General features: G+C 34.3%; 14 protein-coding genes. 11 read left to right on the top strand and 3 right to left on the bottom strand.

Annotation, left to right across the window (positions count from 1 at the left end; translation table 11 throughout):
* Positions 1-36: 36 nt before the first annotated feature.
* On the top strand, positions 37-1,203 hold the full coding sequence (locus tag ACYSNM_RS11010) for a TIGR03364 family FAD-dependent oxidoreductase (protein WP_461756958.1): 1,167 nt from the start codon (positions 37-39) through the stop codon (positions 1,201-1,203).
* Between the two features lie 3 nt (positions 1,204-1,206).
* Positions 1,207-1,890: a phosphonatase-like hydrolase gene (locus ACYSNM_RS11005; protein WP_461756957.1), complete on the top strand. Its 684-nt coding sequence runs from the start codon at positions 1,207-1,209 to the stop codon at positions 1,888-1,890.
* Between the two features lie 95 nt (positions 1,891-1,985).
* Here the strand turns inward: ACYSNM_RS11005 and ACYSNM_RS11000 are convergent, their stop codons facing one another.
* Both ACYSNM_RS11000 and dinB read right to left on the bottom strand, forming a co-directional pair.
* Positions 1,986-5,030, bottom strand: coding sequence for a DNA polymerase III subunit alpha (locus tag ACYSNM_RS11000; RefSeq protein ID WP_461756956.1), 3,045 nt, complete (start codon positions 5,028-5,030; stop codon positions 1,986-1,988).
* 20 nt (positions 5,031-5,050) lie between these two features.
* Entirely contained in the window at positions 5,051-6,217 is a 1,167-nt protein-coding gene (gene dinB / locus ACYSNM_RS10995; protein WP_461756955.1) for a DNA polymerase IV, read from the bottom strand.
* Between the two features lie 88 nt (positions 6,218-6,305).
* Here dinB and ACYSNM_RS10990 point away from each other — a divergent pair, with 88 nt between their 5' ends.
* The 7 genes from ACYSNM_RS10990 (at position 6,306) to ACYSNM_RS10960 (ending at position 15,331) form a co-directional block, all read left to right on the top strand.
* Positions 6,306-7,076, top strand: coding sequence for an XRE family transcriptional regulator (locus tag ACYSNM_RS10990; protein ID WP_461756954.1), 771 nt, complete (start codon positions 6,306-6,308; stop codon positions 7,074-7,076).
* A gap of 254 nt (positions 7,077-7,330) precedes the next feature.
* The gene (locus tag ACYSNM_RS10985) at positions 7,331-7,834 is read left to right on the top strand and encodes a GNAT family N-acetyltransferase (RefSeq protein ID WP_461756953.1); all 504 of its coding nucleotides are present in this window, start codon (positions 7,331-7,333) and stop codon (positions 7,832-7,834) included.
* A gap of 374 nt (positions 7,835-8,208) precedes the next feature.
* The gene (locus tag ACYSNM_RS10980; protein WP_461756952.1) at positions 8,209-9,165 is read left to right on the top strand and encodes an AAA family ATPase; all 957 of its coding nucleotides are present in this window, start codon (positions 8,209-8,211) and stop codon (positions 9,163-9,165) included.
* 41 nt (positions 9,166-9,206) lie between these two features.
* Positions 9,207-9,857, top strand: coding sequence for a hypothetical protein (locus tag ACYSNM_RS10975; RefSeq protein WP_461756951.1), 651 nt, complete (start codon positions 9,207-9,209; stop codon positions 9,855-9,857).
* Positions 9,858-10,006: 149 nt separating this feature from the next.
* Positions 10,007-11,641 carry a S8 family peptidase gene (locus tag ACYSNM_RS10970; protein ID WP_461756950.1) on the top strand — a complete coding sequence of 545 codons (1,635 nt, stop codon included), beginning with the start codon at positions 10,007-10,009 and terminating at the stop codon, positions 11,639-11,641.
* Positions 11,642-12,039: 398 nt separating this feature from the next.
* Positions 12,040-13,050, top strand: a complete 1,011-nt coding sequence (locus ACYSNM_RS10965) for a hypothetical protein (protein ID WP_461756949.1) — start codon at positions 12,040-12,042, stop codon at positions 13,048-13,050.
* The gene (locus ACYSNM_RS10960) at positions 13,013-15,331 is read left to right on the top strand and encodes a hypothetical protein (protein WP_461756948.1); all 2,319 of its coding nucleotides are present in this window, start codon (positions 13,013-13,015) and stop codon (positions 15,329-15,331) included. Before ACYSNM_RS10965 ends, ACYSNM_RS10960 begins: the two co-directional genes overlap by 38 nt.
* A 277-nt stretch (positions 15,332-15,608) precedes the next feature.
* On the opposite strand, the gene ACYSNM_RS10955 is transcribed toward ACYSNM_RS10960, so the two are convergent.
* Entirely contained in the window at positions 15,609-16,238 is a 630-nt protein-coding gene (locus ACYSNM_RS10955) for a hypothetical protein (protein ID WP_461756947.1), read from the bottom strand.
* A 355-nt stretch (positions 16,239-16,593) separates the two neighbouring features.
* Between ACYSNM_RS10955 and ACYSNM_RS10950 the strand changes: the two genes are divergently transcribed.
* Together ACYSNM_RS10950 and ACYSNM_RS10945 are read left to right on the top strand one after the other, a co-directional pair.
* On the top strand, positions 16,594-22,461 hold the full coding sequence (locus tag ACYSNM_RS10950; protein ID WP_461756946.1) for a hypothetical protein: 5,868 nt from the start codon (positions 16,594-16,596) through the stop codon (positions 22,459-22,461).
* A gap of 40 nt (positions 22,462-22,501) precedes the next feature.
* Entirely contained in the window at positions 22,502-23,044 is a 543-nt protein-coding gene (locus ACYSNM_RS10945; protein WP_461756945.1) for a hypothetical protein, read from the top strand.
* The last annotated feature ends 44 nt before the right edge of the window (positions 23,045-23,088 follow it).

Here is a 23,088-nt window from a genome sequence, read left to right as displayed (position 1 = left end):
ATAAAAAATATAACTAGACAAAAAAGTAAGATAAAAATGAATAACAAACAATACGATTTAATTGTCATTGGCGCAGGAGTTTTAGGAACTTTTCACGCTTACCATGCTGCTAAAAAAGGATTGAAAGTAGCTATTTTGGAAAAAGACCAAAAGCCTACTAGTGCTACAGTGCGAAATTTTGGGCAAGTAGTTCCTTCAGGTATGGATAGCAAATGGCAGAATTATGGTAGAGAGAGTTTAGCTATTTATAAAGACATACAAAGTCAGTTTGATATTTCCGTTAGAAATAATGGGTCTGTTTATTTGGCTTCCGACGAAAAGGAGCAACAATTAATTCAGGAACTTCATAACATTAATAAAGCAAACGATTATGAGTCTGTTTTATTAAGTAAACAAGAGTGTTTAAAACGCTACCCTGGTTTAAGAGAAGATTATGTGAAGAGTGGACTTTTCTTCCCACAGGAAGTAACGGTTGAACCAAGGCAAATGATCCATAAGTTACATGAGTATTTAACTAAGGAACATCTTTTAGATATATTCTACAATACCCAAGCTCTTATTTGTGAGACAATTTCTCAAGGTAAAGTAAGTGTTCTAACTAGCTCTATGCAAAGGATACAGGCGCAAAAAGTAGTTATTTGCTGTGGGTCAGAATTTAAAACACTATACCCAGAGGTATTTAATCAAAGTGATTTAGAAATCACTAAATTGCAAATGTTAAGTACAGTAGCTCAACCAAAACAGTACCAATTAAAAGGTTCTATTTTAACTGGATTATCTATACGCAGATATGAGGCATTTCACGAATGTGCTTCTTTTGCTGAAATTAAAGCACAAGAAGATCCTAATTCTTTTGAGAAAAAGTGGGGTGTACATATCTTGTTTAAACAAGCCACAGATGGGTCAATTATTATTGGAGATTCTCATGAATATGCCGATGCAAAAAACTTTGATCAATTAGGTTTTGATATTAAAGCAGAGATAAATGACTTTATGATACAAGAGGCTAAAAAGATTTTCGATTTACCTTCTTACCAAATACAACAATCTTGGTATGGTATTTACTCTCAATGTAAGAACAGCGATATATTCCAGCATACTATCGATGATCACATTCATATTGTTACTGGAATTGGAGGGAAAGGAATGACTGGAAGTGCAGGTTTTGCAAAACAAAATATTAATATACTATTTAATAAATAAGAAATGAAAGAGATTAAATTAGCTGTTTTTGATATGGCTGGAACTACGGTAAATGAAGATAATTTAGTGTATAAAACCCTTTTACAGGCTATTTTAAAACATGGATTTGAGTGTACCTTAGATCAAGTACTTGCCTATGGTGCAGGAAAAGAAAAACTACAAGCTATTTATGATACGTTAGAGCAAATAGCCGATAGTAAAACAGCTCAAGAAAAGAGCAAGCAAATTTTCGAAGACTTTAAATTAAGTTTAGAAACTGCTTATGATACTACAGAGGTATTTGGTTTTGAAAACGTAGAAACTTTGTTTTCTACCCTAAGAGAAAATGGTATTAAAGTAGTTTTAAACACAGGTTACGACAGTAAAACAGCCAATACTTTACTTAATAAGTTAAACTGGGAAGTAGGAAAGAATATTGATGGGCTTGTTACTGCAAGTGATGTAGTAAATGGTAGACCACATCGGGATATGATTCATTTAGCTATGCAAAAAGCTGGGGTGAGCGATAGTAAGCAAGTACTTAAAGTTGGAGATTCAGCTATTGATATTATGGAGGGTAAAAATGCCAATTGTGGTTTAGTTGCTGGGGTATTAACTGGAGCGCAAACCAAAGAACAGCTTTTAGAGGCTAATCCAGATTATATCTTAGATCAGTTAACGGATTTACAAGATATTTTAATTAAATAATACTTTTTGTGTCTTTTAGTTTTTCTAAAAAGAAAAGTGATATCAGGTGAAATAGATATAGAAAAGGGTTCCGTATATGGAACCCTTTTTTAGTATTACAACTTTGTTCTAGGTAAATTTATTTCATGGGCTCTTGGATAGGGAGCTCTATTGGTGGTGGATATATCGAGCTTTAAGTTATTAATAGCTCTGTTGCTTAGATCGGAGTTTTGTACATATCTGGGATCGTCTATAAAGGGCATCAGAGCCATTTTCTGTATTTCCAAACTAGCCTGGCCATAGGCAAGTTGTACCTTGCCTAATAATAAGTAACAACCAGGTCCTACAAAAGGGTAGGCCCTGATGGAATCTGAAAAGTGGACAGTGTCAAAGTAATGGCCACGGGCGTCAATCCAAGTGCCAAAATACATACTTCCTTTGTTGGTAGGAACGTGTTTAGTGCAAATTAAGTAGCCTAGCATTTTAACTACTTTTCCCTGTTGATTAATCAATTCATCTGCCATAAAATCGCCTTTATAGCTTGTTTTTAATAGGTCAAATACGCTGCAGCTCACACTAAAGCCTAAAAGTTCTATCTCATCATAAGCATCCTCTGTTATAGATCGCTTTAGGGTTGGAAACTCATAGCTAGGTAGGCTACTTTGAAGTAGGGTAGGTTGTAGGTTTCTTTTTGGCTTTTGCATTAGCAAGCGTCCAAGAATCAGCAGTTCACTCTTAGAGGCATTAAAGCACTTAAAGGCACCAACAAAAATTAGGTTTTGCATGGTTTCTATGCCTATATCTACTCTTTGTAAAAAATCTTCCAAGTCCAAGAAGTCGCCAAAAAGATTTCTACTAGAAAGAATGTTTTCTATGGTTTGTTCACTAATAGATTGTAAAAATGCAAGGCCTAAATAAAGGTCGTTTTGTTTTAAAACACAGTTTCTATCGCTTGTGTTTATACAAGGAGGATGAATAATGGCACCCGCCATTTTAGCCTCGTGTAAATAAACCTCTGTACGGTAGAAACCTCCTTGGTTATTGATAACAGCTGTGATAAATTCCAAAGGGTAATGTACCTTTAAATACAGGCTTTGGTAACTTTCAATAGCATAGGAGGCTGAGTGAGCCTTGCAAAAAGAATATCCCGCAAAGGATTCAATTTGCTGGTATATTTTTTGGGTAAGATCCAAAGAATGCCCCTTTTGTATACAGTGATCAAAGAAGCGATTTTTAATCTGTTGTAATACATCAAGGGATCTGGTTTTACCACTCATAGCTCTTCTTAACAAATCTCCATCACTTGGAGGCAGACCAGCAAAATGCAAAGCAATTTTTATAACATCCTCTTGGTAAACCATAATACCATAGGTTTGTTTTAATTGCTGTTCAAATACGGGATGGAAATACTCAAAGCAAGTAGGATTATTATGTCGAAAGATATACTCTTGCATCATACCACTTTTAGCCACTCCAGGGCGTATAATGGAGGAGGCTGCAACAAGGGTTTTGTAATTATCGCATTGCAGTTTTTTTAAAAGCCCCCTCATAGCTGGGCTCTCAATGTAAAAGCAACCAATGGTATGGCCTTTTTCTAAGGCAGCATTACATAAAGGATGATCTTTCGAAAGACTAATATCTTGTATATCAATAGAGATGTTTTTGTTTTGCAAAACAAGTTCTGTAGCCTCTTTTATATGGCCAATTCCCCTTTGAGAGAGTATGTCAAACTTCTCATAACCTATATCCGATGCGGTATGCATATCCATTTGTATTACTGCAAATCCCTTTGGGGGATAATCCAAGGCACAAACATTGTATAAGGGTTCTTGGGATATAATTACTCCACAAGCGTGCATGGTTCTTTGATTGGGAAACCCTTGTAAAATGGTGGCATAATAGAGTACTAAATCCGTTATGGAATTGGTATTTGTGTAGGTGTTTTTTTTGGATAATTGGTCAAGTTCCTGTTTGTTTAAGCCCAATACTTTTCCTATTTCTCTTACGCTAGAGCGGTATTTAAAGGTGGAAATAGCCCCACAAAAGGCAACGTGATCTTGTCCATATTTCTTAAATATGTAGTTCAAGATAACATCCCTTTGATCCCAAGACCAATCTATATCAAAATCCGGAGGACTATTTCTGTTTTCATTTAAAAATCTCTCAAAATACAAATCTAATTCTAAGGGACAAACATTGGTTATCCCTAAAAGGTATCCTACAATACTATTGGCCCCGCTTCCTCTACCTATATGCATAAAACCTTGGGATTTACTAAAACATACAATATCCCATGTGATTAAGAAATAACCACAAAAATCGAGCTTTTGAATTACTTCAAGTTCTCTGTGGGTGCGCTCTAGGGCTTTTTGGTTATCAGGGCCATAGATTTCTTGTAATCCCTTTAAAGCAAGCTTGGTCAAGAGCGCAAAATCAGATGCTTTATCCTGGGTAAAGTGTTTTTTATTGCGCGATACTTTCCAATCAAAAGTAAAGGCGCAATCTTGTAATATATCTTTGGTGTTTTGAAGTATAATAGGATAATTTTCAAAGGCTTTCTCTATAGAAGATATACTTTGTATCTGATGGTGCTCCGTGGCGGTATTTTGATCGGAGATTTGAGTTAGTAGAATATTTTGATCAATTGCTCTTAGAATTTTATGTAATTCTAGGTGCTCTTTACTTTGAATGGTAATAGGTTGTAATACTACCATTTTATCTATCCATTTTTTATACTTTGGATCATATAATAGATTAACCTGTTGGGTGGTTATTCCAATATATTGATTTTCTTGTAGCTCTTTAGGTAAGTTAGAAATAGGATAAATCGTATAATAGTGGTCAGACCCCTTACATTGTGTAGGTAAACAAAGCCTGTTTTGATTAACTTGACTTATTAATTGATGTATTTGTGCTAACCCCTTTTTATTTTTAGCCAATTGGATATAATAAGGGATATTATCTTTTCTAAAATCTACCCCTACAACTGGCTTAATCTGCTTTTTTTGACATTCTTGTATAAAACTATACATAGCAGTTGTGTTATTGATATCCGTGAGGGCTAAGGTTGTAAGACTATTTTTATGGGCTAAGTCCACTAACTCCTCTACGCTAAGGGTTCCATATCTTAAACTATAATAGGTGTGTGAATTAATAAACATAACAGACGATAAAAAAAGGGTTAGTAATTGGTTTTGTGCTTGTTTTTTAGAACAGCTCCAGAACATCTACCAAGGGCATTTGGACCGAATCTTTTTTTAATACTATCCATAGTTTGGTATAAATTCACTAATTCAGGAGTGTTCTCAAAGAGATTCATTTGGTAGGTTCCCCTTACCAAAGAGCTAAATTGTATACCAATTAGTCGCAATCGCATCCTCCTGTTGTACAATTGATCAAACAACTCCCATACTATACTAGTTAGAGTATGGTCTTGACTAGTGTAAGGAATTTTACTTTGTTTGGTATGTGTGTCAAAGTTAGAGTAGCGGATTTTTACGCTAACCGAACTAGTTAGCCATTTTTGATCTCTAAGTTCAAAGGCTAACTTCTCTACCATACCTATAAATAAGGCCTTTATTTGGGCGATATCTATGGTGTCTGTTTCAAAGGTATGTTCATTGGAAATACTTTTTTTCTCTTTATAAGGCTCTACTATAGAGGTATCAATACCATTGGCCTTCTGCCATATATCTATACCTGGTTTTCCCAAAATTTGATGCAGAATTTCCACGGGCATTAAAGAAAGAGTGCGTATATCCTTTATTCCTATACGGGCTAAAGTATCATAGGTTATTGGGCCCACACTGGGAATCTGACGGATAGATAAGGGATTTAAAAAAGGTTGTACTTGATGTTTTTCCAGGTGAATGAACCCTTGAGGTTTGGCCTGGGTAGTGGCTATTTTACAGACTGTTTTATTCACCGATAAGGCATAACTCAAAGGTAACCCTGTCTGCTTTTGTACCAAGGAGGTAAGCTCCTTGGTCCATTGGTTTAAACTAAAGAACTTATCCATACCAGTGAGATCCATATAAAACTCATCAATGCTAGCTTTTTCTACAACGGGAGCCTGTTGGGTTAAAATATCCGTAACGCTATGGGATAAATTGGAGTATAATTGCATATCTCCTTTTATAACTTTAGCCTGAGGGCAAAGCCGCATAGCCATTTTTAAAGGCATAGCTGATCTTACTCCAAAATACCTAGCCTCATAGGAACAGCTAGAAACTACTCCTCTGTCTCCGGCCCCAATAATAACAGGTATACCGTTTAAGGAGGAGTTTTGTAAGCGTTCACAAGACACGAAAAAACTATCTAAATCTAAATGTACAATCGCCCTTTGCATAGTAATCGAGGTGTTAAAAATATTTTAAGCAAACTTACTATTATTTGTATCTAATATTTGTATATTTGTTGATATAAATCATAGCAAAATGTCATTACTATCCGATAATATTAGATATTTACGTTCCCAAAGGGCTGAGTCTCAGCAAAAAGTAGCTGAAGGCTTAGGGATTACTCGTGGGCGATATGCCAAATACGAAGAAGGAGCCTCAGAACCTCCTTTGACTCTCTTGTTGCGCATTAGTCGTTATTTTCATGTAAGTGTGGATTTAATGATCTCAGTGGATTTGAGAAAAGTACCAATGGGAGAATTATTAAAGCTAGAGGATAACCGAATTTTACTTCCTATTATGGTAGATGCCCATCAAAATAACTTTATTGAGATTATTGCTCATAAAGCCCAAGCTGGATATCTCCATGGTTATTCGGATCCTGAATTTATTCAGAGTTTGGATCAGATTTCTATGCCTTTTTTAGGAAGTGGTAAGTATAGAGCCTTTCCAATAGAAGGAGACTCTATGCCTCCACATCAAAGCGGAGCTTTTGTAATTGGTAGATATGTAGAAAGCTTGCAAGAGGTAAAAGACGGTAGAACTTATGTATTAATTACCAGACAAGATGGTATAGTGTATAAAAGAGTATACCGTTTGACTCAAGAGGTGTTCGAGCTGCATTCGGATAATAGTTTCTATCGCCCTTATAGCATTGAGGCTGGTGATATTTTAGAGATATGGGAATTTGCAAGTAGTATTGCCACTAGTGAATTTAAACCTGAGGAGTTAGGACCAGAAGATACAAGGGCAATGTTCCAAGAAATCAAACAAATGCTAAGTGTGGTGATGGATAAAAAAGCAAAGTAAATTTGCTTTTTATCTACACCCAAGCAAGTTGTTTTAACTAATATAGCCTTAAAAGAAGCTTTTGATGTGAATTTTGGTGCTTTGGTTGCTGTTGTTTAGAAAATAACTCCCTTTTATGTGTTAAATTTACTTATATACATAAAAGGGGAAATAAAAAAATGTACTTTTACTAGGTATTTCTCCCTAGTTATTAAGGCTTTATGTATATAGTAAAACATATAATAGAGCAAGAGTATACTATTTAATAAACCATTATGAGCGAATCAAAAGCGATAACCACCCATAGATTAGATATATTGCCTTTGCAAGTAGGGGATGCTAGGTTTATTTTTGAATTAGTCAATACTCCAAATTGGCTGATGTATATTGGCGATAAACATATACACACCAAAGATCAAGCCTTAGATTACATACAATTGATACTTCATAGTAAACATATGTTTTTCTGGTGTGTTTTGGATAAAGTAACCCATAATAAAATGGGACTTATTAGCCTTATTAAAAGAGATAATTTAGATTACTATGATATTGGCTTTGCGTTTTTGCCTGAATACTGTGATAAAGGATATGCCTTTGAAGCAGGATCGGCTTTTATAACTCAATTAGCTACTAGCCATTCATGCATATACGCTTTAACGGATGCTAGAAACCCTAACGCTATTAAATTATTGAATCGTTTAAATTTCACTAGTAAAACAGTGAAACAAGAGAACGATCAATTACTGCTTTTATTTGAACGCAATTTGCATAAAGTCTAACCTTTTTAAAGAAGCTATTAGAGGAAAAGTGGCCCTGTAATATATTCACTAAGGATATGGTAGTGAAATATATATATGTAAGAATATTGGACTTATTTTGATGTTTTTCAATAGATTTATAAAATTCACCTTGTTATCTTGTCGAATAGGGGGGAAGCTTAATATTAACTATTTTAAAAATATAAGCTACTTCAAAATAGGGAAAGTAATTGCTTTTATTACTTGAAAATAAAGAGCTTTAGATACTAGTTAATCTAGTCAGTAATATAATCAGAAGATCTTAAGCTACAGATAGTTATTGGCATGCTTTGTAGTTTTGAGATGTGATCTTTTTTGTATACATTACTGTCAATAAATAATTGTAATTTTGCAACATGGCAACAGCAGAACAAATAAAATCTTTATTAGAGTCTCATTATAAAAATGATAATGATAGATTCACTTCTATCGCACTTCAAATGGCAGCACATGAAGCGCGTAAGGGCAGTATGACTGTTGCTAAAGAAATCAAGGAATTAGTAGATAAATCTAATACTGATGGATTTAATATTATAAAGCTAGCGCCTGATATCAGTAACTTAGTACTTGTATATTATCCAGATATGCAATTAAGTGATTTAATTTTATCTGATGAGGTAGTAAATAAGTTAGAGCGCATTATCCGCGAATATAAACAAAGAGATAAGTTAAGTAAATTTGGATTACATAATAGGAGTAAAGTATTGTTATCTGGATTACCTGGAACAGGTAAGACGGCAACTGCTTCTGTTATTGCATCAGAACTTAAACTTCCTTTATATGTAGTAATGATGGATAAATTAGTTACCAAGTATATGGGAGAAACTGCATCAAAGCTTAGGTTAATCTTCGATATGATGGTCTCAAAAAGAGGAGTATATCTTTTTGATGAGTTTGATGCATTAGGAGCAGAACGTGGAAGAGATAATGAAGTTGGAGAGATGAGGCGTGTATTGAATTCTTTTTTACAGTTTTTAGAGCAAGATAAATCAGAAAGTTTAATTTTCGGAGCTACTAATAACTTAAGAATTCTTGATTCTGCATTATTCAGGCGATTTGACGATATAATAAACTACGATATTCCAACTAAGGAGGAAATAGAAAGGTTAATCCATCTTAAACTAAGGGATTTTCTTGGAGGATATTCTCTAGAACCTATAGTAAATAAAGCAATTGGACTTAGTCATGCTGAAATTACTAATGCGTGTAATGACGCACTTAAAGAAATCATTTTAGATAATAAGAAGCAGGTTTCTCAAAAATTACTGTTACAGATGATTATAGATAGAAAGCAAACCTATCAACTTTTATAACTAAGTAGCTTATGCCAAATGAAATTAAGAAACACTTGTTTGTGCAACATGTCGTAGTTAGTAAGGACTATACTAGGCCACGTTCAAGCTATCTCCCAAAAGAACTCCCAATTAGAGATAGAGAGCAACATGGAAATAGTTTATTAAGTGAATTACAACAGATTTGGCAGAATTTCGACAATAATAGAGATAATCTTGCAATTATTAATAATCCAAGTATTCGGGAAGGTGAATATATAATATTTAAAGGAGCGGTAGATCAAACTTTGGAGATAGGTTCTTTGAGTAGTAATGGTGGTGTGTTATTAAAATTGAAGACATATAATAATATTCAAGAAGCTTCCGTATTTATCCCTGAGAGTAAAAGGATGAGTTTATTAAAAAAGCTTAGCCAATATTTAACAGAGCAGACTAAAGCAGGTTTGCCTAAACATAAGCCTTTAGTAGATAAAATTGAATCTATTTCTCGCGCATCACTGAAAGACGTCTGGAATAGTCAATTAGAGTTGTTACCCACCGAAGAGGCAGTATGGTGTGAACTTTGGTTTGCATTGGATCAAAATAACTTTACTGATGAACTATTAGAATATATTTTTAAACTTTGTGAGTTTTACAATATAAAATATAGTGAAGAAAGACTTTTTTCCCTGAACGCACTGTTATTACAGTTAGAGCAAATGGCCTACAGTTAAACTCCTTTTTCAATTCATGTGATAACATTGCTGAAATAAGAAGAGCTGAAGAATTAAATAGTTTTTGGACTAAGGATCTATCTACGCGGGATAGGGAAGAATATATTAACGATTTAAAAGATAGAATAGACTATACCGATTCTACAAATGTGGTTACAATATTAGATTCTGGGGTGAATAATGACCATGTACTTATTCGAGATTTCTTACATGATAAAGATAAATTAACAACAGATGATAATTGGGGAATTGCGGATGCTGGTCACAAGGGGCATGGTACTGCTATGGCAGGATTAATACTTTATCCTAACCTTAAAAAAGTGTTAGAATCTAACGAACGTTTTGCTTTAACCCACAAAATTGAGTCTGTTAAAATACTACCGCCACAAGGGGTAATACCGCAAAATCAATGGCATTATGTTACCATGGATGCGGTAAATAGAGCATTGATTAATAATCCTATCTATCAAAGGACATACTGTATGGCTGTTACTGCAGTTAATCAAAATGATTTTGGCAAACCTTCTACTTGGTCAGCCACAGTAGATAATATTATAAGCGGAAGTGAAGATGATGATCCTAAGTTATTTGTAATTAGTGCAGGTAATGTAAGAGAGGAAGCTGATTGGTTAAATTACCCTGAAAGCAATCTAAATCTTTCTGTTGAGAGTCCTGCTCAGGCATGGAATACATTAACTATAGGTGCTTATACTGAAAAGGTAAGTGATACGGTTGAGACTGTAGCCCAAAAATTTGAATTATCACCATTTAGTACAACTTCTGCTAGTTGGGAAAGTAATTGGCCGATAAAACCAGAAGTTGTTTTTGAAGGAGGTAATGCTATTAAACGGGAAAATGCTATAGACTTGGATCAAGAGTTAGAATTATTAACTCTTTCACATATAGCGGGAATGAATAAGTTAAAATCTTTTAATGCAACAAGTGCAGCAACTGCTTTAGCTTCTAACTTTTTAGCAAGATTGAAGTCACACTATCCACAAGCTTGGAATGAAACTATAAGGGGGTTATTAATTCATTCGGCAGATTGGAAACAAGAAATGATTAAGCAGTTTAACATTGATATTAGTAAAGTTAAAAGTAAACAAGAGTTATTAAGAAGGATTGGGTATGGTATACCTAATTTTGATAAAGCTGCAGGTTGTAAAAATAGCTATTTAACTTTAATAGCAGAAAATAAGCTAAAACCTTATAAACTGGAGGCAGGTACTGTAAAAACTAATGAAATTCATTATTATGAATTGCCCTGGCCAAAAGATGTATTAGAAAGTTTAGGAGATGCCCAAGTTAAACTTAAAGTGACATTATCCTATTTTATAGAGCCCAATCCAGGTGATCGAGGCTACTCCACTGCTTATGCCTATCAATCTACTGCACTAGAGTTTAAAGTCATTAAACCAACGGAGGATTTTGAGAATTTTAAAAAAAGAATCAACGCGAAAGAGAGAGAGGAAAACGCTAAAATACCTCCAAGTCAAGATTCAAGATGGTTTTTTGGATCTAATTTTAAAGGATCCATACATAGCAATTTTATCCAAGGAACTGCAGTAGAAATCGCCCAATGTAATAAAATAGCTGTGTATCCAAAAGCTTCGGGATGGTGGAAGAATCTTAAGAAGAAAGAAAAATATAACAATTATATACGATACTCTCTTATTGTTTCTATAGAGACACCAGAGACAAAGATGGATATTTATACGCCTGTAGCTATAGCGGTAAAAATTAATAATATGGTCAATGATCCAGTCATAAGCAGAATATTATAATCATACAATACTACTAAGTATACATCAAAAATGCTCATACTCCATATTTCCTTTGCTTATGATAGTAATAATGTACTTGTAGAGTAAAACAATATAGGTATCTGTATATGAAAGTTTTTATTTTGTTACTTATTTTTTTCTATTCCTTTGATCCAAATAAAATCTCTTGGTTAGCAGATTATCCTATAATCTATTCTTAGGGAGTGTACTTTGTAAATATGTACTACAATAATTCAATATAAAGTTTTTTATGTAGAGCTTTTAACCTATAATTCTACTTCGGACTTCAAAGTAAAATTGGAAAATCATAAGTTAAAAATAGCCATAAACCACTAGAAGAAAAAGTATACACCTTTGCCAAAAAAGCGTAATTTTATCTCTGTAATATAAACGCTACTATGTATAAAAAAATAGGGATATTCTTCCTGCTTATCTTTGTGGTTTGCTGTTCGAAACCCAAGGATAAAGAGGATATAGAAAATACAATTTCTTTTTATTATTGGAAAACAATATTTAACTTAAAAGATAAAGAAAAAGAATATTTAAAGGATTTTAATAGCTCTAAACTCTATGTGCGCTATTTAGATATAGGCCTTAAAAATGGTAAAGCCATTCCTATTGCTCCGATTATATTTAAAGACTCTTTAATAGAGCAAAATATTATTCCTGTAGTATATATCAAGAATGAAGTAATGCTCAAAAAAGATATAGATCTTGGACAACTCGCTCACCAAATTGTGGATTTTATAGACCAGATAAACAAAAAGAACAACTTATCTATCAATGAGATACAATTAGATTGTGATTGGACTCTTCAAAGTAAACAAGCTTTTTTCTCTTTGATTGATCATATTAAAAAATCCAGTAATAAACGCATTTCCTGTACTATTCGTTTACATCAAATAAAATATGCAAACAAAACAGGTATACCCAATGTGGATTATGGTGTCTTGATGTATTATAATATGTCGGCTATCTCTAATGATACTCTTAACTCCATTTATAACAGAGAGGTAGCTAAGTCTTATATAGGGAATCTGAAAAATTATCCTTTGCCTTTATCTTATGCCTTACCCATTTATTCCTGGGTGGTAATTAGCCAAAAGGATAAAGTAGTGGGGCTTTTAAATGGTATGAGTATAGAAGACTTAAAAAACAACCCTCTTTTGGTAGCAAAAACAGCAAATATTTTTGTGGCAAAGGACCAAACTATGGTGAAAAATAAATTAATCCAAAAAGGACAGGAATTAAAATTAGAACATATTAAAGAGCATCAGCTCCAAGAAATGATACAAGATTTAAAGCAAAATGCCCAAAGCTCTACTTTAGATATTTTACTATATGATCTTAATGAAATAAACTTATCTAGCTATGAAAAACAGACTTTACAAGACTTGGTGTATCATTAGTGCCTTTGGCCTTAGCCTTAGCTATGGCATTTATTCTTATGGTTGCGCTGATGGTTGGTGGGATTATTCAGATCATTCTGTTTTAACCCCAGAGGCTTTTGCAGATGAGTCTTATAAGCCGCTGTTTTACGCTCCTTATGACAAATTTTACGATTATTCTTCCATGGATAATGTTTCCATGTTCACTCCAGGTATGCTAGAGGACTGGAAAGAATACTTAAAGGGCTTAGTACCTGAAAAAGACATAGAAGAATGTTTATTATTTACCCCAAGTGAGCAATTGAGTTTTGAGGATTATTTTATGGGTTTAGCTCCCAAAATAGAAAGAGAATGGGACTATAAAAATAAAAAGGTAGTGGGGTTTTTAACCTTTTTAAATCTGGCAAAAAAACTAGAGTTTTACTCCACTCAAAGCTATGACTATTGGGATTATGATTCTTATCAAGCTGTTTTATTAGATAGAGATATAGCTCAGGCTGTGGAAGGTGCCTATTTTGACCAAGTAGCTATTAATGAGGATTTGGATGATTTCTTGAAAAACCGCCTGTGGTTTCAAGTAATGAAAGCTTACTTTTATAGTGAAAATCGCTATGCTGTAGTGGATTTCTTTTTAGCCACTAAGGATAGTCAGCCTAAAAATGAGCTATACTATAGAGCTCTAGGGTATGTTGGAGGAGCTTATTATCAAGTAGGAGACTACCAAAATAGCAATAGGATCTTCGCTGAGGTATTTGATCAAAGTCCAGTACTTAGACAAGTGGCTTTATACAATTTTAAAGCTCTACCTCAAAAGGATATAGAGGGGCTTGCTCAAACAATAGACAATTCAAGTACTAAGGCTGCTTTATGGGCTTTGTATGGATATTATACTATGGATCAAACCCTAGAGGCCATGCAAAAAATATATGCTGTTGACCCTGGAAGTAAGCATTTAGACTTTTTATTAACTAGATGGATTAACCTAAAAGAGGCTGAGGTAACAGAATTAAACCCTAAAGATTTTAAGAATAAAAAGGAATACCTAAAGAAAGTAAACACTGTTTTAGATAAGAACAAGGTAGATTGGATCCAAAAGACTGCCCAAAGTACAAAGCAGTTACACAATCCTGCTTTATGGCAAATTGCCAGTGGTTATTTGTGTATTTTACAAGGTAATAATACTAAGGCAGCTGAGCTTTTAAATAAGGCTAAAACCCTTGAAATTAAAAGCCCTTTAGTAAGTCAACAGATAAGATTGTTTGAGATAATCAATCAAGTGGATCAGTTACAGTCTATAAGTATTCAAGGTCCTACGGGATTGTTAGATGATTTGCAGTGGCTATTGAATGACTTAAACAAAGACCAAGTGGCTCAGGAGTCTTCCTTTAGATACTCCTTTGGTCAAAGCTGGGTAAGACAAAAATTAGCTGACTTATACCTAAAAGAGGGCCAAAGGGTATTAAGCGAGATAGTATCCCCTAATTTATCCTTTTATGATAGTTTGGAAAATACTCAGGCTATGGAGGATTTCTTAAGTAAAGGAAGCTTTAATGCTTGGGAGAAAATTCTACTGGAAAATTATCCAATTTATTTACAAGAGCTCTACCAACAAAAAGCTATTCTATTGTTTTATCAAGATAAGCTACAAGAGAGCTTGGCTTATATGCAGAAAGCCACTTCGGTGACTAAGAAAGATTATTTCGGCCAAGATTATACCTATAAGCTTAAAGATTATGAGCTTTTAGGTAATCCCTTTAATGGTAAGATTAAAGACTGTAATGATTGCGATCATGCGGCCAAACAATCTGTAAAGTATACCAAGGAAACATTTTTGCAAAAGATGATAGAAATGCAGGATAAAATTGCACAAAATCAAGAGGTATATAATAATGCACTCTTACTTGGGAATGCATTTTATAATACTACTTATTTTGGGAATGCACGTATGTTTTACGACAGTAGATTATTTGCAGAAAATAGTAATTACATAGAAGAGCAAACCCAGAAATATATTTTAAATATGGACTTGGCTAAGAAGTATTATACCCTTGCGTTTAATAATGCTAGTGATAACGAGCAAAAAGCCAAGATTGCCTATCTACTAGCAAAAATTCAAAGAAATGAATTCTACAATCAAAAATACTTGCGTAACAATTATTTCTCTATGATCTATGGGGATGATACAGCTTTTTTAGCATGGCAAGGTTTTCAAGATTTATATAACCTTTATAGGGATACAAAGTATTACCAAGAGGTAATTAAGGAATGTGGGTATTTTAAAACGTATCTAGACCAACAATAACAAGATGGATAAAAGTAGCTCAAAAGATATAATTCTTGTAGGATCTTAGAAAGGTTAGATTAGTACACAAAAGACTTTTGAGTGAAGTGAAAATAATAGATAGTAACATTTAGCTGCTGCCCTTGACAAGCAATCTTGTGAAAGTTTGTCCTTGGTTTATAGTAAAAAGCCTCTTTAAATTACATTATAATTTAAAGAGGCTTTTTTTATAGCATCCTTCCTAGGTTCTACTTACATAGCCAAGGGATACTATTTGTATTTATCTCCTAATAAAGGATTAATTGGTGATAGCTTTTTCTACAAACGCTTTAAATTCCTGTGGAGTCATAAAGCTATTTAAAAATTCTTCCAGAGTACCTACTACCTCTACCTTTTCAAAGAAAGAACTATGGTCAGTGGCAAATACTGTTGGATTGTCACTATTTGGATCATTGGCTAAAACGTAATAATGGTCTGGATTGGAAAAGCCAAAGCAAATCTGAATAAAATTCGGATTATCTACATCTAGTACTTTTTTAAAAGCGGAAAGATCTAATTTCTCTTTATTACTAAATACCTCTTTCCATTCTTGGTAGTCCAGTGTTGCCTGGTCAAATGGAGTGAAAAAAGTAGAAGTCCAAATTTTTTGTCCATGATTATCCACCACGTCAAAGTAGAAGTATTGGGTAATCCTTTCCATAAAATTTTCTTTGTTATTGTAAAAAAGATCTAGATGTTCTTTTATATAATCACTTAATCCTACAATAGGTTGCTGCTCATCATCTAAGTGCCAAGACTCATTTTTAAATTTAGGATATAGTTGGGCATCAAAATTTATACTAGTTAACTCTTCAAGTAGAGTACCAGGTTGGTAATTGGTTGTATCCCCACCTAGAGCTTTAATACGCTCTAAAATTTGGCTTTTCATATTTATATCAATTTTGGATTGTTCTTATCTAGTTATTATTGAAATGTCTATGAGTTAAAGTTAATAAAAAGAAAGGGGATTATTAACCTTTGTATTTTAAATTTTAATTTGAAATATTACCATAGAAAACCTGTAAGGTAGAGGGGACCATAACTTTTTATGTATTGCCGCTACTGTGATTAATACATAGGTTGTATTATTGTATTTGAACTGTGGTGTTTGTTGTGTTTTTTACTATTTATGTAGTATTAATTATCTAAAATAGTTAATTTAATTGTTTAATTATGTTAAAATTAATTAATTTAATGATGTTTGCTTTATTTAAATGGTAGGGATAATTTAATGACAGGAAATTATGACGAGAAAAATACTTAGTTTGTTATTTTTTTGCTTTTGCTTCTATCAAGCATATGCTCAGACACCTGGAGGAATAGGTAATGTGGAAGTGGAATATTGGCTTTCTGCGGATCAAATGGGTAATTTAGATTTAAATGATGGACAGGATGTACTGTTTTGGAAAGACTACTCTGGAAAAAATAGGGATTTTGAAAATACCAATGGATTATCTCCTAGGTATTTAATGTCTTTTATGAATTACCATAATGCAGTTGATTTTTATTATGATCAAACCTTGACTAATGTAACTCATAATAATAGGAGAAAACTAACTTCGGTCGATAATTTTAGATTTGATGTAGGCAAGGCTTATTATGTTATTTATGTTTCCAGATTGGATAATAGTAATTACACTACATCTTCTAATACAACCTCTGTCTTTAGTTTGTTAGCTTTAACTTATGCTAATTTCGGATGGATCGCAGGTACTGGGGCAAATGGCAAGAAGCTGTGGCATGAAACAAGAAATACTGACTATATAAATAGTAATTTAACAGAGCAATATGGAATAGGAATAGTACAAATTCCAAATACAGCCCAAGGAAATCCACAACAACAGATTTTAAATGCTTTGCCGAGTTCTACTAGCATGCCGGCAAGACAGATTAACACTGGTTCTATGAATGGAATAAGTATTATTGGTTCGAGCAGTGCAACTGCAACTTCTTCCACCGATAATTTTTATGGACAAATAATGGAGATTATTGTTCTTTCCCGATCGTCGGGTAGTGTACTTAGTTCGCAAGAATTAGAAAAAATAAACTCAGCCTTAGCCCTTAAATATGGGATTCCCTTATCAGAACAGCAAAATCAATATATTTTAGCGGATGGAACTGTAGTATTTGATCGCTCCAATTCAGGATACTCTTCCTATAAAAAGGACGTATTTGGTATAGCTAGAGATGATGCAAGTGGACTTTATCAAAAGCAATCTACAAGTGCTCAGGATAATACTTTGGCAGTCTCTTTAGGAGAGTTTATGGATACCAATAAAGAGAACACTTCTGTTTTGGACAATAAACAAGCTATTGTTTTTGGAACAAATGCTTTACTTGGAACCAGTACTTATAACCATAGCAATGGAACTTCTTTCTTAAATTATACCTTAGGTAGCGGGCCTGGTGGACCACAAAATATTACAGATCGTTATAATAAAGTATACCGCTCTAAAACAACTGGTAAAAACTCTTTTACTTTAGAGGTCAGCGCAGGTATGGGAGACTGGCTTTTAGTGGGGTCTAGTGAAAATTTTGACCCTAGTCAAACTAGGATTTATAAAATAGAGAGCGGTTTGTGTAAAGAAGTTATAATAAACGATGGAGACTACATAGGTTTTGCTTTTACAAAACAAAACTTTATTGGAGGCGTAGGAAATGTAGCGGTGGAATTTTGGCTATCTGCAGACAATACGGGATTATCTAATTTAAAAGATGGTTCTCCTGTTAGTAGTTGGCTAGATAAGAGTGGTCAAACACGAGACTTTATAAATACAACGGGATCTGTGCCAAGATATAGTTCTACAGCGATGAACTATCATCCTGCAGTGGAGTTCTATAGGGAAGATGAAAGTAGTGAGATTGTCAATAATACACGTAAATTACAAACCAGAGAAAACTTTACTGCCTACGCGGACCGTTCTTATTTTGCTATTTATGTGTCTCGATTAGATAATAATAGTTACACTGATCCAGCCAACAAAGCTAGTGTGTTTAGTCTTTATGATGGAGCTACTACAGGATGGATTGCGGGTACTGGTAATGATGCTACTAAGATGCTTTATGTAAATAACAGCACTACGAGTAATTTTACCAGTGAAGGATTCGGTATCTCTATTTATTCTATCCCTAATAAAAATCAAGGCGATTCTCCAACTCCTCAAATGTATTTAAATGGGCTTCGAAGTACTACATCACTATCTAACACAGTTTTAAAAGCCATACCTGACTTAAGTGTAATTGGATCAAGTAATGCCAAAAGTAGCGCAGCGAATCCATTTTTTGGTGAAGTAATGGAGGTAATTCTTATTTCTAGACCTGGAGGTAGTAATGGTGTTGAATTAAGTTCTGAGGAGCTTAATAAATTAAATTCCCATTTAGCTATTAAATATGGTATCACTTTAGATAACAGTCAAAATAAATATGTATTATCGGATAATACTACTATTTACGATATGCAAAATCAAGGTTATTCTGGATATACTAAGGATATAGTAGGTATAGCTAGAGATGACCAAGGAGGTTTATATCAAAAGCAGTCTAAGAATAGTAGCAATGCTTCCTTAGCTATTTCCAAAGGGGAGTTTCAAGAAACAAACCAAGAAAATAGATCTGTACTACAAGATAAAACAGCCTTAGTTTTAGGAGCAAATGGGCAAGAGGGAAGAACGGCATATTCCCACCCAGTAGGTACTTCTTTTGCCAATTATACCTTACAGGTTTATACAGACCCTAGAACAGGAGTAGTACATCAGGAGAAATTGAGCAATATTTTCTCCTATAAAATGCGTGCAAAAGTTACTGGGCAAAGCTCTTATACTATTAATGCCCGTATTGGGCTAGGTAGTTGGCTATTGGTGAGTTCAGATAGTAATTTTGCTCCTAGTCAAACCAGAATTTATAAACCAGAAGATGGAGAAATTAGAAATGCCTTAATTAACGATGGAGATTATATAGGTTTTGCTTTTGATGCGGTGGCTCCAGGTGGGGTAGGTGATGGACTTCGTATGTGGCTTAATGCCTCTCAAGACCAAACTATTTCTACCAACAATAAAGGAGAAATAACTAACTGGTCGGATTATGCTGGTTTTGGTACTGCTTATAGAAGAAAAACAGCAAATAAATCTGCGCCTTTATATTTGCAATATGAGGAGAGAACAAACTTTCACCCTACACCTTTATTTAGAAGTAGAAAGGATTATTTAATTACAGACAAAGCCGCTATGAGTGTAGCCTCTCCAGAGAAGGTCTCTTTTTACGCTGTTGTAAACCATAATTTCGACACAGATAGGGCATACTTTATTGGCTTTGGTGATATAAGACAGTCTACTAATGGAAGAAGACCTTCCTTTGGAGTGTTGAAAAACAGTGGAGGTACAGATGGTTTTGGACGCGTTGGATCTACTGGACTAACCAATAGCCCTACAAGGTTATTTACTCCTGGTGCAACAACTATTGCTGGTTATCATTGGAATGTGGGTAAGGATATGACCTTTGAATTTGATGGAGGGCATTCTGAAACAACTAGACATACACATGATAAAGTGTTAATGAATGGTCCTGGAATGCTAGGTTTAGGAAGTTCTTCCGAAACTTATTATTTACAAGGAGTTATGCCTGAGGTAATTCTTTATGAAAGACAATTGAATGACAATGAAAAAACAAGAATTAACTCTTATTTAGGTCTTAAATACGCTATTACCATTGATTTAGATAAGAACTCTACTGATAGGAATTTTGATTATTTATTGTCTAATAATGCATCTATTTGGAATGGAGACGATGCCATTCATAGAAACTACCATAATAATGTAGCCTCTGTAGTAAGAGATGATAGTACAGAGTTGTATAACAAACAGGCTAAAAGTACAGACGTTGGTTCTATGCTTCACATGGGAGTTGGAAGCAAATTAGGCGCTGATCCAGAGTTGGGTAATATTCTTGTGGATAGATCTGCTATTACATGGGGACACAACAATGCGGCATTAACCACTGTCGATATTGGGGACTTAGCCGATATTTGTGGGGCTTTTGACTCTAAACTTAGCGGTAGGGTATGGCTTGTGGATAATACCAATTTTGATCAGTCCATCTTAGTACAAGCAGGTGGAGTGAATTTTCCATACGACGGATCTAGTTGGGATGTAACTATGCTCGTGGCTGATTCAGCAGATAAAATCAGTCAAAATAGTTGGGATGCTGCCATTCCAATGTACTACCAAGATGGAGTACATAAGACTAATTATAAATTTGAAAAAGATAAAGTGATCTATATTTCTTTTGCTGGAAAAGAAAAGGATTCCCATTGTATTCCGTGTGAATTCCAAGGGATAAAGACTCTTTCGTTTACTAGTCAAAATTGGCCAAAAGGTTCTCAGTCCAATACTTATGACTTAGGAGATCAGTTCCAAGCTAAAGTAAATGTATCTATAGAGTCTCCTTCTTCTTTTTACACTTATTACCCGAGGGCATTTAGTTATAACTCATTGCGTCAACTTAGAACAAGAAAGGCAGGGTCTAATAAAATGACTACTGAAATCATCTTAACTCAAAATGGATCAGGAGTTTCTGCTCAAGCATCCTTTGAAATATTTGATATTGATCTCAGTGGTAGAAGAATAGATGAGGTAGAGGTATATGGATTATGTTCGGATGGTAAGATAGCTCCTACACTTAGTTATGTGCAAAGCGAACAAAAAAGTAGTTATACCATACAGGGGAATAAAGCACTTGGAAATAAGAGATATAGCGGTTATACCAATAAAAATGGTAGAATGCATGTAGAATTTGATACCCCAGTGGAAAAAATTTACGTTGTACACTCCTATACTGGTGCTCCAAATGGCGGTAGTGCTAGTTTGGGTATAGGACCAATTGACTTTACTTGTGCACCATTGCCACCACCGCCAAACGAAGAAGGATTAGTGTTTACAAAACAGGCGCCTTTTGAAGTGAACTTATGTGATGAGGTGAGTTTCACCTTTAGAGTGACAAACATAAACTGTTTTCCTTACTCTGTTAATTTTGAAGATGTATTGCCACAGGGAATGAAGTGGGTGCAGGAGTCTTTATCGGTAGAGGATTCTGCTTTGCAAGGTGCTACGGTAAATGACTATAAGGATTCTAATACCTTAAGTATAAATGGCCTTGTAGTAGAAGGTTCTTCCACTTTAACCTTTAGGGCTAGGGCGGTATTTGATACTAATGCTGTGGCTGGGGTATATGAGAATCAAGCTAAAATGAATTATGCCTCTCATGTGGATCCTTCTAAAACAAAAGAATTATTGAGTTGTGACCGCTTTCAAGAACAGTGTAGTCCAACTCGTACAAATGCAAGTGGAGATCCTGATTTTAGACCTTTACCATTGGAAGTAGTGGATTTTTCTTTCCCTGTATTATGCTATTCTCCAAAAGAAGAGATGCTACTTAGTTGGACTTTGAAAAATCCTAATGCTTTTGATATAGATCTAATGTCTGTATTAATTGATTTTAATCCAGAATTTAGTTTTGTGGCTAATTCTTTGAGCTCTCCAACATTAGACTTGTCTTCTTCTATTTTAGATAGTAGTGAGCCAGGAATGGTAATGATAAGTGACTTTGATATACCACAAGGGGAGCATACGATTTATATAAAGATAAAAAGTCCAAATTTAGAAGATGTTCAAATGGAGGACATAGACCCATCTAATCCATCTTTGGGTAAAAAGCCTATGGATCTTTACCTGAGCTATGAGTTTGTAAGTGAATCTTTAGATAATTGTCTAAGTCAAACCACAAGAGATACTTATGGTACAGAAACACTTCCTTATTGTGAGGTATGTTATTATGAGCCAGTGGTAGGGGATAGCGGGAACATTTTCCAAGAAGATGCTTTTTTTGGAGTAAGTAGTTTGAATCGTCAAGATGGTTCTTGGATGTCAACTAGATCTAATGCTTTTGTGGTATTGGAATCTACTACCAAAGGTTTTGTGGTAACTCGCTTGACTAATACACAAATGGAAAGTCTTAGCCCAGTAGAGGGGATGTTAGTTTATAATACCACTTTAGAATGCCTAATGTTATACAATGGCCAAGATTGGGGTTGTCTAGTACAGGCATGTGTGGATGAGTAAAATTCTCAAGACTGAATAGTTTAATCAATGCAATTTAAATATGACTTACAATATAAAATTTTCAATTCTTGGAGTAGTACTACTTTTTTTTATAGGAGCTCCAAGTATCTTAGCCCAGAGTTCTATTGGTAAATTTACCAATGAAAATGCTAGTGTGCTATTGGATTTTAATCCAGATGAAACAAGGGGAATCATACTACCTTGGGTAACTGCCTTACCACAGGGGAATAATCTAGTGGGTGGAACCCTACTTTTTGATGCTCAGGAGAAAAAAGTAAAGTATTTTAAAGCAGGTTCTGAAAGTCAGTGGGTAGATCTCTCGGTAAAAACAGGAGAGGTTCCTACTCAAGCAGGCTTACAAGAAAATACTAGTTTCCAAAATGTAATTATAGGCAATACCCAAAGTGATGCAGATGGGGTCTTAGTTTTAGAGTCTACCCAAAGAGCAATGGTATTACCCAAGGTGAAAAGTCCTCATTTAAATATGCTAAGTCCTTCTCCTGGTACTATAGCCTATGACACCGATAGTAAAATGCTTTGTATTTTTGATGGAAAGCAGTGGTCTTTTTGGAAAGCCAATTAAACTTAAAAACAGATAGAAAGTAATTATAAAAATGAAAAGCAAGC

It is taken from the genome of Myroides sp. LJL116, from assembly GCF_054871685.1.
The sequence above is the reverse complement of the archived record's forward strand: the minus strand, read 5'-3'. Positions and strand labels throughout refer to the sequence as shown.